Annotated in this window: 15 protein-coding genes and 1 other annotated feature; of the genes, 13 read left to right on the top strand and 2 right to left on the bottom strand. The window is 30.4% G+C overall.

The window, feature by feature from the left end; genetic code table 11:
- Positions 1–6: 6 nt before the first annotated feature.
- Positions 7–228, bottom strand: a complete 222-nt coding sequence (locus tag KQI38_RS11095) for a hypothetical protein (RefSeq protein ID WP_246565789.1) — start codon at positions 226–228, stop codon at positions 7–9.
- 211 nt (positions 229–439) lie between these two features.
- Positions 440–697: a binding site (T-box leader), on the top strand.
- Between the two features lie 386 nt (positions 698–1,083).
- On the opposite strand from KQI38_RS11095, the gene KQI38_RS11090 reads away from it, so the two are divergent.
- The 4 genes from KQI38_RS11090 (at position 1,084) to KQI38_RS11075 (ending at position 4,775) form a co-directional block, all read left to right on the top strand.
- Complete coding sequence (locus tag KQI38_RS11090) at positions 1,084–1,599, top strand: tryptophan transporter (RefSeq protein WP_216559405.1); 516 nt, start codon at positions 1,084–1,086, stop codon at positions 1,597–1,599.
- Positions 1,600–1,761: 162 nt separating this feature from the next.
- Complete coding sequence (locus tag KQI38_RS11085) at positions 1,762–2,934, top strand: cation diffusion facilitator family transporter (protein WP_216559403.1); 1,173 nt, start codon at positions 1,762–1,764, stop codon at positions 2,932–2,934.
- An 85-nt stretch (positions 2,935–3,019) separates the two neighbouring features.
- Positions 3,020–3,223, top strand: a complete 204-nt coding sequence (locus KQI38_RS11080) for a hypothetical protein (protein WP_216559401.1) — start codon at positions 3,020–3,022, stop codon at positions 3,221–3,223.
- Between the two features lie 91 nt (positions 3,224–3,314).
- Positions 3,315–4,775: an aminoacyl-histidine dipeptidase gene (locus KQI38_RS11075; protein ID WP_246565788.1), complete on the top strand. Its 1,461-nt coding sequence runs from the start codon at positions 3,315–3,317 to the stop codon at positions 4,773–4,775.
- 37 nt (positions 4,776–4,812) lie between these two features.
- Here KQI38_RS11075 and KQI38_RS11070 read toward each other — a convergent pair whose 3' ends face one another.
- Positions 4,813–5,694 (bottom strand): LysR family transcriptional regulator, encoded by an 882-nt coding sequence (locus KQI38_RS11070; RefSeq protein WP_216559399.1) that lies wholly within the window; start codon positions 5,692–5,694, stop codon positions 4,813–4,815.
- 114 nt (positions 5,695–5,808) lie between these two features.
- Between KQI38_RS11070 and KQI38_RS11065 the strand changes: the two genes are divergently transcribed.
- From KQI38_RS11065 to KQI38_RS11025, 9 genes are all read left to right on the top strand, one after another.
- On the top strand, positions 5,809–7,152 hold the full coding sequence (locus KQI38_RS11065) for an MATE family efflux transporter (RefSeq protein WP_216559397.1): 1,344 nt from the start codon (positions 5,809–5,811) through the stop codon (positions 7,150–7,152).
- 53 nt (positions 7,153–7,205) lie between these two features.
- Complete coding sequence (locus tag KQI38_RS11060; protein ID WP_216559396.1) at positions 7,206–7,436, top strand: DUF896 domain-containing protein; 231 nt, start codon at positions 7,206–7,208, stop codon at positions 7,434–7,436.
- Between the two features lie 177 nt (positions 7,437–7,613).
- A complete protein-coding gene (locus KQI38_RS11055) occupies positions 7,614–9,332 on the top strand; it encodes a transporter substrate-binding domain-containing protein (RefSeq protein WP_216559394.1) in 1,719 nt (572 codons plus the stop codon).
- A 2-nt stretch (positions 9,333–9,334) separates the two neighbouring features.
- Complete coding sequence (locus tag KQI38_RS11050) at positions 9,335–10,711, top strand: sigma-54-dependent transcriptional regulator (protein WP_094904488.1); 1,377 nt, start codon at positions 9,335–9,337, stop codon at positions 10,709–10,711.
- A 510-nt stretch (positions 10,712–11,221) separates the two neighbouring features.
- Complete coding sequence (locus KQI38_RS11045; RefSeq protein WP_216559392.1) at positions 11,222–12,280, top strand: NCS2 family permease; 1,059 nt, start codon at positions 11,222–11,224, stop codon at positions 12,278–12,280.
- Between the two features lie 24 nt (positions 12,281–12,304).
- Positions 12,305–12,892: an isochorismatase family protein gene (locus tag KQI38_RS11040; RefSeq protein ID WP_094904490.1), complete on the top strand. Its 588-nt coding sequence runs from the start codon at positions 12,305–12,307 to the stop codon at positions 12,890–12,892.
- A 141-nt stretch (positions 12,893–13,033) separates the two neighbouring features.
- A complete protein-coding gene (locus KQI38_RS11035) occupies positions 13,034–13,729 on the top strand; it encodes a cyclase family protein (RefSeq protein WP_216559390.1) in 696 nt (231 codons plus the stop codon).
- 50 nt (positions 13,730–13,779) lie between these two features.
- The gene (locus KQI38_RS11030) at positions 13,780–14,328 is read left to right on the top strand and encodes a UbiX family flavin prenyltransferase (protein ID WP_338114464.1); all 549 of its coding nucleotides are present in this window, start codon (positions 13,780–13,782) and stop codon (positions 14,326–14,328) included.
- Positions 14,329–14,342: 14 nt separating this feature from the next.
- The coding region (locus KQI38_RS11025; protein WP_246565786.1) for a UbiD family decarboxylase domain-containing protein at positions 14,343–14,824 on the top strand (482 nt) is incomplete at its 3' end.

Raw genomic sequence — 14,824 nt, 5'->3', positions numbered from 1 at the left:
AATTTTTTAAGTATTTTGCCATGTCCCATCATCAGTACATACTACCTCTGACCCGTCTTCCATTTTTATTATCGAGCCAACAGCATGCCTCGTACCTGCATATATGCAGAATGCATCCTTTGCAGCATTTCCAACTGGTGCTTTAGAAACAGGTTTAACATTATTTGGGGCAGAAATTATATTTATGCTAATATCGTCTTCTTTTCTATTATCCATCTTATCCGTCATAGTATCATTCCTTTCGTATAACTGATTTTATTTCTACTTTTAAGTCAATAGTATTATTCTAATCCAAATTTGAATAAATATTCTATATATAATTCTCAGTCTCTGGTCCATCAAATATAGCTAAAGGATTAGCAAATATTTTTGAAATTAGGATTTATAAAAATTTCCATTGACTTCATTATGATGCTATGGTAGAATGATAAAAATTAAGTTAAATCTAATGCGTAGAAGTAGTAGTTAAATCAATATGGTTTTAGAGAGTTGGCGTAGGTGAAAGTCCAATACCAGAGGTTTAATGAATGGATCTACAAGGAGTTTGGTGAAATGATTTTTATCAGAGTAGCTAATACCGGGGGTTTCCCGTTATAGAAACAGGATATATAGCAATGCTACGTATCTGTTGAGTGAGATTATTTAATGATAATCTAATTAAGGTGGTACCGCGAAATACTAGTCTTTCGTCCTTTCATGGATGAAGGACTTTTTTTTATGACCTAACTTAGCGAACGATAGTAAGCTTTAGTAGGTCAAACGCAACGAGAACCAAATTCATATGAGCGTAGCGAGTAAATGAATTTGTGTTTCGAGACTGCGTCAGATTGCCTAATCCAATGAACGAAGTGAATAGCAGGTAGGTCAAACGCACCACTCGCTTCGCTGTCCGTTTTGTCTACAATTCGCTACGCTTATTGGACAAAAAGGCAACGAGCACCAAATTTATGCGACTGATAACGAGTAAATAGATTTGAGTTGCGAGATTGCGTATTATAATATAAAGGTGGTGAAATAGAATGTTGTGAACAGAATTAAGTGATTGGAAGAATAAAAATAAAACTAAAAAAGGAGAAAGATATTATGAAATTAAAAAACAATATTTTTACAACATTGCTATTAGCCATAGGTCTTATTATGCATCAAATTACACCAGGGATACTAGGAGGTATGAAATTTGACTTCTTATTGATATTTATGTTTGTATCCCTTCTATTAAACACTAAATTTGAAAATGCCATGTTAACAGGAATATTAGGTGGTTTACTTTCAGCTATGACAACATCTTTTCCAGGAGGACAGATACCTAATATATTAGATAAGTTAATAACCTGCCTAGTATTATTTGTTTTAATAAAATATCTTAGTAAGATTAATATTAATTTTTTAGTAGTAGGATTATTAGGAGGAATTGGAACCTTTATTAGTGGTATGGTATTTCTAACTTCAGCTGCTTTTATTTCTGGCTTGCCAGCGCCTATGAGTGCACTGGTAATAGGGATAGTTATCCCTACAACTTTAGTAAATACAATAGGTACAGTTTTTATATATAGATTAGTCAAAATGGCAATAAAGAGATCAGGAATTCTTATTAGCTGAGATATAAAAGAAACTGACTTTCACTCTGAAGATAGAGTTGGAGTCAGTTTCTTTTATTTAGTATATAATACTTTTAGAGGTTTAATTATATATTTGGGTATAATTAAAAGATATAGTATAATTATCAAATATATTATTATAAATCTCAAAGGAGGAAGCATATTGACAGAATATTTTTTAAACCTTGCTACGAAAGGAAATCATAATTATTTAGACAAAAGTGTAAGAGAAAGAATAGGGTATATTGCTGGTTTCGTAGGATTGTTTGTAAATTTACTGTTATCTATATTAAAGCTTATTACGGGATTAATAATGTCTTCAATTGCTGTTACTGCTGATGCTTTTAATAATTTATCTGATACTGCCTCTTCTATTATGACTGTAATAGGATTTAAACTTTCAAATGCGCCACCAGATAAAGAACATCCTTATGGTCATGGAAGGATAGAGTATCTAACAGCATTGATAATAGCATTTATGGTTATGGTAGTAGGATTTCAATTTGTTAAATCATCAGTTGATAGGATAATTAGCCCAAAGGCTATAGAATTTCAGATAATCCCTTTTATATTATTAGTAATATCTATATCTCTCAAAATATGGCTAAGCTTTTTTAATAGAAAACTTGGAAATAAGATTTCATCAGCAGCTTTAAAGGCAACAGCTACAGATGCTTTAGGTGATGTGATTATTACTTCTGTAGTAGCCTTTTCTTTACTTTTATCACTAATTACAGAATATCCTATTGATGGGTATGTAGGAATTTTAGTATCTATATTTATTCTATACTCAGGATTTTCACTAGTAAAAGAAACTCTTAGTCAATTAATTGGTGAGGCTCCTCATGAGGATTTGATAATAGAATTAACCGAAGGAGTTCTTTCCTATGATTATATATTAGGTGTACATGATTTAATAGTTCATAACTATGGGCCAGGTAAAGTAATGGCTACAATAGATGCAGAGATACCATCGGATATAGATGTAGTTACAATTCACAATATAATTGATCAGGCAGAAAGGGAATTAAGTGAAAAGTTTAATCTACACTTAGTAATTCATATGGACCCTATAGGCTTTCAATCAAAAGAGTCTGTTGACATTATGAATAAAATAAAAAATAGAATAAAAAAAGACTCATTTATTAAATCTATGCATGACTTCAATATCATAGAAGATAATGGAAGTAAGATTGTGGTTTTTCACGTAGTGGTAGATGGAAATAAGAGTGATAAACAGTTTTCAGAAGAAGAATTTAAAATAGAACTGGCAGAGCTAATAAAAGAGATAAATCCAAATTTAGATAGCGATATTATCATCGATATGGAGTATTAAATTAATATATTTGTTATAAAGAAGAACTAGATATAGTAAAATTTCATATAATGAATATATTAGATAAAAATAGGGGGATAAGAAGATGAAATTTTTATTTTTTCCTTTTATTGCATTAGGAAAATTGGTTGAAGGCATAATGAAAATGACTGGAAGACTAGTAGCTATTATGTTAGGATTTGCTTTTCTGATATTAGGTATTGTTTTGAGTTTAACATTTATTGGTGCTATTCTAGGTATTCCATTAGCTATTTTAGGATTTACAATGATAATAAGAGGACTTTTTTAAGGATGGGAAGTAGAATCAACCATCCTTTTTTATATTGCATAAGAATCATTAAACATTGGAAATATATTTAAAAGGATTAGGAGATGAGAATATGGAGAAACCTATGAATAAATTAGAAAATTTAGAGCCAAAGAGAGTGTTTTATTATTTTGAGCAATTATCTCAAATTCCAAGATGCTCTTATAATGAAGAGAATGTTAGCAACTATATAAGAGAGATTGGGAAGAAGCTAGGTCTTGAGACGATTCAAGATAATGTACTTAACGTCATCATTAGAAAACCTGCTACACTAGGATATGAGGATTCAGAAGGAGTTATAATACAAGGGCATATGGATATGGTATGTGAAAAAGAAGATACTAGCAGTCATGATTTTAATAAAGATCCTATTAAATTAGAAATTGATGGAGACTATATTCATGCAGATAAAACTACTTTGGGAGCAGATAATGGAATAGCTGTAGCAATGGGGTTAGCAATTCTTGAAGATACTACTTTGGAACATCCTAGTATAGAGTTGTTAGTAACCACGTCTGAAGAGACTGAGATGGATGGAGCTCTTGGATTATCTGAGGGTGTCTTAAAAGGAACTAGGCTATTGAATGTAGACTCAGAAGAAGAAGGAGTACTTGTAACAGGGTCTGCTGGAGGAGAATTAATTGAAGTAAAAATTCCAATAGAATATGAAGAAGTTTCTGATTCCTATGAAATTGAGATAGAGGTTAGAGGTTTGATGGGAGGACATTCTGGTATGGAAATCCATAAACCTAGAGGTAATTCTAATAAGATATTAAATTCTATATTAAGGGAAATAAAAGAAACTATAGACATAAAATTGATATCTATTACAGGTGGAACTAAAGATAATGCTATTCCAAGACAGAGTAGGGCTAAGATTGGGGTGAATTCTGAAGATTTATCTAGATTTAATGATAAGATTGAAGAAATCAGAAAGAAAATTATAGATGAAAATAAGCTAGAAGAGCCAGATATTAGCATAGGAATTACAAAAGGTAATTTGGTTTCAAAGGTTTTAAGTTCAAAGGTTCTTAGTTCTTTAATTTTGCTTATTGATTCTATTTCAACAGGAGTATTTACTAGACTTCCCCAAAATGAAGAGATAGTAGAAAGCTCTAGCAATTTAGCTATAATCAAAACAGAAGAAGAGCAAATCATAATTCAAGTATCAACTAGGAGTTCAGCAGAAAGTGTGTTATTAGAACTACGTCAAAATATCCTAGAAGAAATAGATAAAACTAATGCCTCCTATAGCATTAGTGGTAATTATCCAGAATGGGAGTATAACCCTGAATCAAAATTAAGAGATACAGCATTAGCACTATACAAGGAAGTATTTGGAAAAGAAATGGAATCAACAGTAATTCATGCAGGCTTGGAATGCGGTGTATTTGCCAAGAAATATCCAAACTTAGACATCATTTCATTTGGGCCAAACATGTATGATGTCCACACACCTAAGGAGAGACTCAGTATTTTATCTACAAAAAGAACCTATGAATATTTAAAGGAACTATTGAAGAGATTGAAGTAGAATTAAAATTAAAAGAAAATTAATAGACCCTTATTTCTTAAATAGAGAGAGGGTCTATTGTAATTTCTTTTAAAAAATTAGTTGCAACAGAAGATAAACTACTATTTTCAAGTGTTATTATTGCAACTTGAGTAAATAAAGATTCATTATCTATAACTTTGAACTTCAAATTATTTGCAAGTACAAGATTCTTAGATGATATTGGAACAATAGCAACTCCTAGACCAGCATTTGCCCATAGCAAGGAAGTTCTAGAATCATCATTTATACAGAAAATATATGGACTTATTTCAACTTTTTGAAATGCAGAAATTATTATACTTTCAAATCTACGATAGATTATGAGAGGTTTTTCGTTAAGATGTTCTATTGAAATATTAGACCCTAGTTTGTCTAAATCATCGTCATTTTTATATGCCGCTATCATAGGCTCAACTTTCAAATAAGTAATATTGAGTCCTGTTTTATCGAAGGGTGTCCTTACAATTCCAATCTCAATAACCCTTGAAAATAACATTTCAATAATTTCAGGGGTTATGCCTTCATATAATTCATATTTTATATTATTATATTTTTGGTGAAATTTAAGAAAATTATTTTCTAGTAAGTCGGCATCTATGGCTGATATGGTGCCAATTTTCAACGTCCCTTTAAATCCGGATCTATTATCTTCTAATTCTCTTCTAATAGAATGTTTTAGCTCAAGAATATTATTTGCTTTAGTGTAAAGGATTTCCCCTGCATCTGTAAGAGTTATTTTTCTCGGACCCCTGTGAAATAGTTTCATATCTAAATCATCTTCAAGATTTTTTATATGATTACTAAGTGCAGGTTGTGCGATATGTAACTTTCTTGCAGCAGCAGTTATATTTCCTTCATTTACAACTGTAACAAAATACAAAAGTTGTTTTAAATCCATAATTAACTCCCCTATATAAAAAATTATATATATTCTATAATATTTTACTATTTTAATTATATCTCTATTCATGTTACACTACAATAGTACAGGTAGAGAAAGGAATGAAAATAAATGATAACAGATATGACAAAGGGGAATCCAACGAAAACTTTAATAGCTTTTACCTTCCCCATGTTAATTGGAAACTTGTTTCAGCAATTATATAATATAGTAGATTCAGTAGTAGTTGGAAATTTTGTAGGAAAGAATGCATTAGCAGCAGTGGGTTCATCCTTTATGCTTATGAACTTTTTTTCATTTGTAATAATTGGACTGTGTATGGGTGCTTCAGTAGTATATTCCTATTATTTTGGAGAAAAAAATTATTCTAATCTTAGAAAAACCATATATATATCATTTTTATCTATAGGAATTTTTACATTAGTATTATCAATTGTTTTAGTATTTAACACTAATGGAATGTTAAAGCTCATAAATACACCTGAAGATATATTTCCAGATTCTCAAGTATATTTGCAGGTTATTTTTGGAGGATTAATATTTGTTTATCTTTATAATGCTTGTTCAGCTCTTCTTAGATCTATTGGAGACTCAAGAACACCTTTATACTTTCTAATATTAGCAGCTATAATAAATATAGTATTAGATTTAGTCTTTGTTATAGTTTTTAATATGGGGGTATTTGGAGTAGCTCTTGCTACAATAATTGCTCAGGCTATTTCTTCAATTTTATGTTTAATATATGCATTTGCCAAAGTACCATTTATTAGACTAAAACGGGAAGATTTAGTATTCGATAGAGAGATAGCAAAGAAAGTAGGTAAATTTAGCTTTCTTACATCAATTCAACAATCCATTATGACTTTCGGAATGGTATGTGTTCAAGGTATTGTAAATACTTTTGGATCAGATACTATTGCAGCATTTACTGCAGCTGGTAAGGTAGATTCTATAGCATATTTACCTGTTCAAGACTTTGGGAATGCCTTTGGAACCTATGTAGCTCAGAATAAAGGGGCTAAAGAGAATGGTAGGATAATTCAAGGATTGAAGTCCGCTGTAAAGACTATAATAATATTCTGTCTAATAATGTCTACATTGATCTATATAAATTCAGGGAATCTAATGAAGATATTTGTAAATGCAAATGAAACAAATGTGATAAGATTAGGTGTGCAATATTTATCTATAATCTCGATATTTTATGTATTAATAGGATTTTTGTTTATGTTTTATGGATTTTTTAGGGGCATTGGTGCATTAAATGTATCACTAATTCTTACAATAATTTCATTAGGTACTAGAGTTCTTATGGCATATGTGCTTTCAGGTATTCCGTCTATAGCACAAAAAGGAATATGGTGGTCTGTTCCAATAGGATGGGCACTTGCTGACAGTATTGGATTTATTATATATAAGTGGATGAAGAAGAAAGATTTACTTGTTGAAGAATGATTAAACACATGATAAAATCTAATAAGTAATTCATAAAGAATTGGAGAGATTAGATGAAGGATTTAATAAAGAGAATAAACGAACTTGCGCATAAAGCCAAGACTATTGGATTAACAGAATCAGAAAAGGAAGAACAACAAAGGCTACGTCAAGAATACCTCGCTATATTTAGGGGAAATATGAAAAATACCCTCATGCATGTAAAGGTATTAGACGAAGAAGGAAATGACGTTACTCCAGAAAAATTAAAAGAAGATCAGAGAAAAACAAAATATATAAACTAATTAACTTCCCTTAATCATTTTAGGATTGAGGGAAGTTTTGTTTTAAATAATTTTATGTCCCCAAAATATCTTCAGTATGATATTATAAAAATAATATTAAGAATATTCTATAAGATTATTTTTATTTTATATGTAGATAATATAGGGAAAACGGCAACTTACAAAAGGAGAATTCAAATGGATAAATTGAGGATTTGTGCTAGTATAAAACATCCGCCTTTTGAATTTATTAATGAAAAAGGTGCTATAGAAGGATTTAATATTGATATAACTAAAAGTATTGCTAAAGAGATGGGATTTGATGTGAATATAGAGCTATTAGAGTGGGATGATGCAATAAAAAAAATGGAACGTAGAGAATGCGATGCGATTCAGGGCATGTCTATAAGTAGAGAACGAATAGAAAAATATGTTTTTGCATCAGAATATATAACTGTATTTCATTCAGCGATTGCATTGATTGATAGAAATGACTTAAATGATTTAACAGACTTAAACGATTATAAAGTTGCTGTGCAAGAAAATGACGGATATGAGTTAATAAAAAAAATTCGCTCCCGTGGTAATAATAAATCAATGTTAATATCAACAAACCATGAGAATAATTTAAGACTGCTGCTGTCAAAAGAAGTAGATATAGTTATTGGGAATAAGCTTACATTACTTTATTATATGGATAAGCTAGGAATTAAAGGTGGCTTTAAGCTATTAGGAAAGCCAATAAATATAACTAGATATGGTATTGCATTTAATAAAGGTAACTCAAATACTGCTTTTAAATTTAAAATTGGTATGGATAGAATAAAAGCAAATGGAGTTTATGAGAGTATATACGATAAATGGTTTGGTCAAAATATTGTTTATTATGGTAAGCAAATTATCGAAAATGTGGACACGGGAGTAATCTATATTGATAAACTAGGTAGAATTAGTGCTGTTAATAATTTTGCAGAAAAATTACTGCATATTGATTCCAAAGATTTAATTTTTAAATCTTTTTATGAGACTGAAATAGCTAATATATTTAATATAAATATTATTCAAGGGATACTAGATTATTATCAAGATGCATATTACGGTAAGATCAAGATTAATATAGACAATGTATACTATTATCTTGAAGTAAATTATATTAAGCTCTTAGATAAAAAGAATGAGTTAATGGGTGTATTGATTAACTTTAAGGATATTACAGAAAAGACAAAACTAGAAGAATTTCTTATAAGAAAAGATAAAATGGAATCACTAGGATTTCTTTTATTAAATGTAGCTCACGAATTGAGAAATCCTTTAACTAGCATTAAAAATTTTACTGAATTGATGCCAGAACATATTGATGAAGAAGAGTTTAGGGAATCATTACTTTACCATGTACCAAAACAAGTAGATTATATAAATAAATTAGTTTCTAATCTACTGGAATATTCAAAGCCAAAAGAAGCAGAATTGACAACGATTAATGTTAAGCAATTTTTTGATAATGAGCTTTTGAGCTTATTCTATAAATTGATAAAAGCTGAGAAGAATATTACATTTTGTATAGATATAGCAGAAGAATTTTCAATTATTGCGGACCCTAACCAACTTAAGCAGGTTTTAATAAATTTAATTCAGAATGCAAGTGACTCTATAAAAGAAAGTGGGATAATTAAAATATATTCATTTGAGAACAAAGACACTAAAGTAATAGTAATTGAAGATGATGGAGAGCCTATAGCTGAATCAGATTTATCAAAGGTATTTGATCCATTTTTTACTACAAAGCCAAGTGGTACGGGACTAGGTTTATTTATATGCTATCAATTAATAAAGGAAAATAACGGTAATATTGAAATAACCAATATACAAAATGGTACGAAAGTTTCTTTGATATTTAACAATAAAGGAGAAATGTAATAATGGATAATATATTAATTGTAGATGATGATGTATCAATTGTTGAAACCTTTAAATTTGCTTTAAAGAAAAAATATAATTTGTTTTTAGCGTATAATTCCAAAGATGCTTTGTATTATTTTATTAACAATGATATATCTGTGACCATATTAGATTTGAAGCTTGGAAATGAAAATGGTATGGATTTATATTATGAGATTAAAGAAATTAATCCAAATGCTGTGGTAATAATAATAACAGCATTTGGTACAATCAAATCTTCTATAGAAGCTATTAAAAGTGGAATATTCAATTATCTAACAAAACCAATTAACTTAAAGGAATTAGAATTCATAATTGCAAAGGGAGTAGAGGTAAATAATCTATATAAACAGTTAGATACTTTAGAGGAAGAAACAAGGGGAAAATATTATGAATATGGCATAATATCTAAATCTGAAAGTATGAAAAATGTATTAAATACTGTGGAGAAAATAAAAAATGTTGATTCTAATATATTATTAACTGGTGAGAGTGGGACTGGCAAAGGTTTATTAGCAAGGACAATTCATGAAATGGGAAATAGAAGGGCAGAACGAATGAATACAGTTAATTGTGCGGCCATCCCAAGTGAGTTATTGGAAAGTGAATTATTCGGTTATAAAAAAGGTGCTTTTACTGGTGCAATGAAAGATAAAAAAGGATATTTTGAATTATCAAATAAAGGAACACTTTTTCTAGATGAAATAGGTGACTTAGATATTTCACTACAAGGCAAGCTTCTACATGCAATTCAAGAGAAGAAGATAACACCCCTTGGAGCAGAGGAAGAAATTGACGTGGACGTTAGAATTATAGCAGCTACAAACAAAGACCTATTTAGCTTAGTTAATGAAGGAAGGTTCAGAGAAGATTTATATTATAGATTAAACGTTATAAATATTAATTTACCACCCTTACGTGAACGTAAAGAAGATATTCCATTTTTAGTCAATCACTTTATTTATAAATATAGTAGAATTTTAAACAAGAACATTGATAAGGTGGAATATGATTTTATTGAAGCACTGGAGAATTATGAGTTTAACGGAAACATTAGAGAGTTAGAAAATTTAATCGAGAGAGCAATAGCGCTTTCAGAAGGGGGAGTATTAACTAAAAAAGATATTTTAGCGCATTTAAATCCAGATGGAAAATCCAATAAAATAGTAGGTAAGAAATTGATACCAGTATTCATAGGAGATACTTTGGAAAATATTGAAAAAAAGGTTATTTTATCAACCTTTGAATTATGTAACCATAATCAGAAACAAACAGCTGAAGTGCTGGGCATAACAGATAGAACTATAAGAAATAAGTTTAAAAAATATATGGAAGAAAAAGATACAAAGAATAATTAAATTCATAATAGAAATTAAGAAAATATTTCCCCTCGCCAATAAAGAGGAAAATTTTTCTGTAATTTAAAACTCATATAAATGTTGAAAATTCAAACAATTTGTAGAAAAAAGTCGAATAAGCGATATCTAAGGAAAAAAGTTCCGCAGATATCGTTTTCATTTTCTCAATCTATTTTATGAATGGCTAAATTTGCAGGGTTAGAATTAGTAAAGTTTTGGTATAGTATTTGCAATATATATTAAGTAGATTATAAAGAATAAATATTACAAGTTAAGGAGGAGTGACCAATACTTAGTGACTGAGTAAATAAGATGATATGCTTCCAAATTAATAGAAGGAGGGGTTAGATGAGATAACTAGGATACTATATATTAAATTTGTTGGATAAGTAAGTAGGATAATACCTATATTAACCAAAATTATTATACTTACTATGGAAGTATTATGTATTAAGAATTATTGGTGATATTGTAATATGATATTTATTACTATTAAAGGAGTGGTCGTAAATGACTTTTCAAGATTTCCTAGCAGCCATAGCTGTAGTAATTAATGGGTTACCACAAGGGTTACTTGCACTAAATTTTGGATTTGGAGCATTTCCCACAGCATTAGGTTTTCTTGCAGGTACTGTAGGAATGTTATTATTTGGTCAAGTTGCACCAATATCATTTCAAGCTGAAGCAATCGTATTAGCTGGAACCTTGGGTAAAGATAGAAATGAAAGATTAAATATTGTATTTTTTACTGGTATTTTGATGGCTATAATTGGTGGGATAGGACTATTACAGCCAACAATTGATTTTATAGGACCGTCTATTCTCAATGGAATGATGGCAGGAGTAGGTTTTTTACTAGCTAAAGTAGGAATAGATATGGTTAAGGCAGATAAGACAGCAGGTGGAGTTTCTATGTTAACAGCTATTTTTACTTACTTTCTAACTAGCAATTTAGTATATACCATAGTAATAAGTGTTTTTGCTAGTTCGCTATTATGGCTATATTTAAATAAAAAAAATAAAGTATCTAATAATGAAGAAGTGAATCTAGAATATGAAAGATTCATACCGCTAAAATTTAATTTTAGTAAAAATATTATTCGTAGTACTTTGGCTGTAGTAACACTTCAAATTGGTGGAAATATTGCTTACTCAAGTATAACAGGCAGTATAGCAAACAAACCAGTTAATGTAGACGCTGTAACATTATATTCAGGTATTGCTGATGCTGTAAGTGCATTCTTTGGGGGTGGGCCTGTTGAGGCTATAATAAGTGGTACAGCAGTAGCGCCTAACCCAGTCATAAGTGGAGTTATAATGATGCTTATCATAGCAGCAATTTTGTTTACTAAGCTATTGCCAAAAATCGCTAAATATGTGCCTAGTGAATCAATAGCAGGCTTTTTATTTGTACTAGGAGCTATAGTCGTATTTCCCTCCCATATGGGTCTAGGGTTAGAAGGTACACCAATTGTAGGAGGTGTAACAGCTATAGTAACAGCTGTCACTGATCCATTTATAGGGATGATCGCTGGTATAGCTACTAGGTTTTTAATGAATATATTTTAAAATATTAATTTGAGGAGGATATTTATGTCTATTAACAACTTATGGAAGATAAAAAAAGAGAACTGTGCATTAATTATTGTTGATATGCAGCATGATTTTATTTCTGAAGGAGCACCAATAGAATGTCCTGGTGGAAGAGAAATAATTCCAAATATCAGAAGAATAAAAGAGTGGGCAAAAAATAATAATATTCCTGTATTTTACACTAAGGAAAGTCATAGAACACAAAAAGTAGATTTTGGGTTAGAATTGGAAAGAAGCGAACCAGAACATTGTCTGGAAGGAACACCAGGAATTGAGATATTAGATGAACTTGAACCAGATGATGATGATTATGTAATTATTAAAAGGAGATATAGTGGATTTTATCTTACTGATCTAGAAATATTGATGAAAGGCCTTAAAAAGAATTGCCTAATAATTACAGGAGCAGCAACGAATGTTTGTGTATATGCTACTGCATTAGATACGCAGCAAAGAGATATGAATGCAATAGTTCTTTCTGATTGCGTAGCAGGTACAAGCATAGAGCTACATGAAGCATTCTTAAAAAACATTGATTATGTCATTGGAGATGTAGTTACATCACAAGAATTAATGGACACTTTATAATAGATTTTACAATACTAGGGCGCTTTTCTGTGCCCTAGTATTGTAAAGATTATGGAGAATATTAAAAGATGAGGATATTAAATATATTAAGGGTATAGTTGTAAAAGAAGTTATAAATATATTATACGAGGAGGAATAGCCTTGGGATATAGACTTATTGATTTGTCACAAGAAATATATCAAGGTATGTCAGTATTTCCTATGCATCAAAAGACATTTATAATGACCAATATGACACATGAAGAGAATATGGAGGCTACTGGAAGTAAAACTTTAGGATTTTCAGCAAGAAACCTTCTGATTAGTGAGCATGGAGGTACCCATAGTGATGGGGTGTGGGAATATAACCCTAATGGACCTACTATAGATAGAATGCCGTTAGAATATTTTTGGGGAAGTGCCATATGCTTAGATTTAAGTCATATTAGATATCCTAATTACATTGAAACTAGAGATTTAGAAGATGCTTTGGAAATATCAGGTCAATCAATTCGAAAAGGAGATATAGTACTATTATATACAGGGCATCATAATAGGAATTTTGGCACAGAAAAATTTCAGACAGATTATTCTGGGTTAAGCTATGATGCAGCTAAGTGGTTAGCCGAAAATGGTGTAGTAAACATTGGTGTAGATGCACCAGCCATAGATTTAACCCCAGATGATACTCACTTCTCTGCCCATTTAGTATGCGGCGAGTACAATATTACAAATACAGAAAACTTATGTAACTTAGATCTGGTGGCAAACAAAAGATTCTTATATATTGGGTTGCCATTAAAAATTCGAGAAGGTACAGGATCACCTATTAGAGCCGTTGCTCTTGTGGAGGAGTAATTTATAGTTTTATGAAAGGAAAAGTATAAGGAGAGATAATATTGAAGATAGTGGTAGGAATATCAGGAGGAAGCGGATCAATATATGCAGTATCACTTCTAAAAGCACTAAAAGAATTAAACATAGAAACTCATCTTGTAGTATCCACTATGGGAGAATATGTAACAGAACATGAATGTGGAATTAGCTTAGAAGAACTAAAATCTCTAGCAGCACATTATCATGACAACAAGAACTTTGCAGCCCCAATATCCAGTGGCTCTTTTAAAGTAGACAAGATGATAGTATTACCTTGCTCCATGAAAACACTATCATCTGTTGCCCATGGGTTTTCCGATTCCTTGATTTCAAGAGCTTGTGATGTAACCATAAAAGAAGGACGTAAATTAATATTAGTACCTAGAGAAACACCACTAAGTCCAATACATCTAGAAAACATGTTAAAACTAGCTAGAATGAATGTTACAATATTTCCCTTAAGTCCAGGTTTTTACAACCATCCAGAAACCATAGAGGATATTGTATTTAATATGACAGGAAGAATACTTGATATGTTAGAAATAGATAATAACTTAGTAAAAAGATGGACTGGTGAGTAGAAAGGGGGCTACTTATGGAAAGGCAAATGCTTAGATCAGTATTAGAAAGACTAAGAGAAAAGAATCTGCTTTTAGAATGTAATAAAGAAGTAGATACCATATATGAAATGGGCGCAGTACTTAAACACTTTAACAATAAAAGACCAATGTTATTCAATAAAATAAGAAACAGTCAAATATCATCCATAGGAGGTCTTTATGGAGATAGAGAAATAATATATGACTTATTAAACATAGATCATGAAAACAGAATAGAAAGATTTATGGATGCAATAGTTAATCCTGAGCCATATAAAATACTTAACAATGGACCAATAAAAGAAAACATAATAAAAAGAAATATAGATTTAGAAAAACTTCTGCCAATAAACAAATTTCAAGAAAAAGACTCATCAAGCTTCATAACAGCAGGAGTAATGGTAGTAAAAGATCCAACTACAGGAAAATACTTTACATCCATTAGAAGACTTCAAGTAAATGGAGGAAACAAACTATC

It is taken from the genome of Tissierella carlieri (genome assembly GCF_018917285.1).
Taxonomy (GTDB): domain Bacteria; phylum Bacillota; class Clostridia; order Tissierellales; family Tissierellaceae; genus Tissierella; species Tissierella carlieri.
The sequence above is the reverse complement of the archived record's forward strand: the minus strand, read 5'-3'. Positions and strand labels throughout refer to the sequence as shown.

What these genes read in the sequence shown, in the direction of transcription:
- KQI38_RS11095 (WP_246565789.1), bottom strand. Translation starts at nt 228, where the DNA reads ATGACGGATAAGATGGATAATAGAAAAGAAGACGATATTAGCATAAAT.
- KQI38_RS11090 (WP_216559405.1), top strand. Translation starts at nt 1,084, where the DNA reads ATGAAATTAAAAAACAATATTTTTACAACATTGCTATTAGCCATAGGT.
- KQI38_RS11080 (WP_216559401.1), top strand. Translation starts at nt 3,020, where the DNA reads ATGAAATTTTTATTTTTTCCTTTTATTGCATTAGGAAAATTGGTTGAA.
- KQI38_RS11075 (WP_246565788.1), top strand. Translation starts at nt 3,315, where the DNA reads ATGGAGAAACCTATGAATAAATTAGAAAATTTAGAGCCAAAGAGAGTG.
- KQI38_RS11070 (WP_216559399.1), bottom strand. Translation starts at nt 5,694, where the DNA reads ATGGATTTAAAACAACTTTTGTATTTTGTTACAGTTGTAAATGAAGGA.
- KQI38_RS11065 (WP_216559397.1), top strand. Translation starts at nt 5,809, where the DNA reads ATGATAACAGATATGACAAAGGGGAATCCAACGAAAACTTTAATAGCT.
- KQI38_RS11060 (WP_216559396.1), top strand. Translation starts at nt 7,206, where the DNA reads ATGAAGGATTTAATAAAGAGAATAAACGAACTTGCGCATAAAGCCAAG.
- KQI38_RS11055 (WP_216559394.1), top strand. Translation starts at nt 7,614, where the DNA reads ATGGATAAATTGAGGATTTGTGCTAGTATAAAACATCCGCCTTTTGAA.
- KQI38_RS11050 (WP_094904488.1), top strand. Translation starts at nt 9,335, where the DNA reads ATGGATAATATATTAATTGTAGATGATGATGTATCAATTGTTGAAACC.
- KQI38_RS11045 (WP_216559392.1), top strand. Translation starts at nt 11,222, where the DNA reads ATGACTTTTCAAGATTTCCTAGCAGCCATAGCTGTAGTAATTAATGGG.
- KQI38_RS11040 (WP_094904490.1), top strand. Translation starts at nt 12,305, where the DNA reads ATGTCTATTAACAACTTATGGAAGATAAAAAAAGAGAACTGTGCATTA.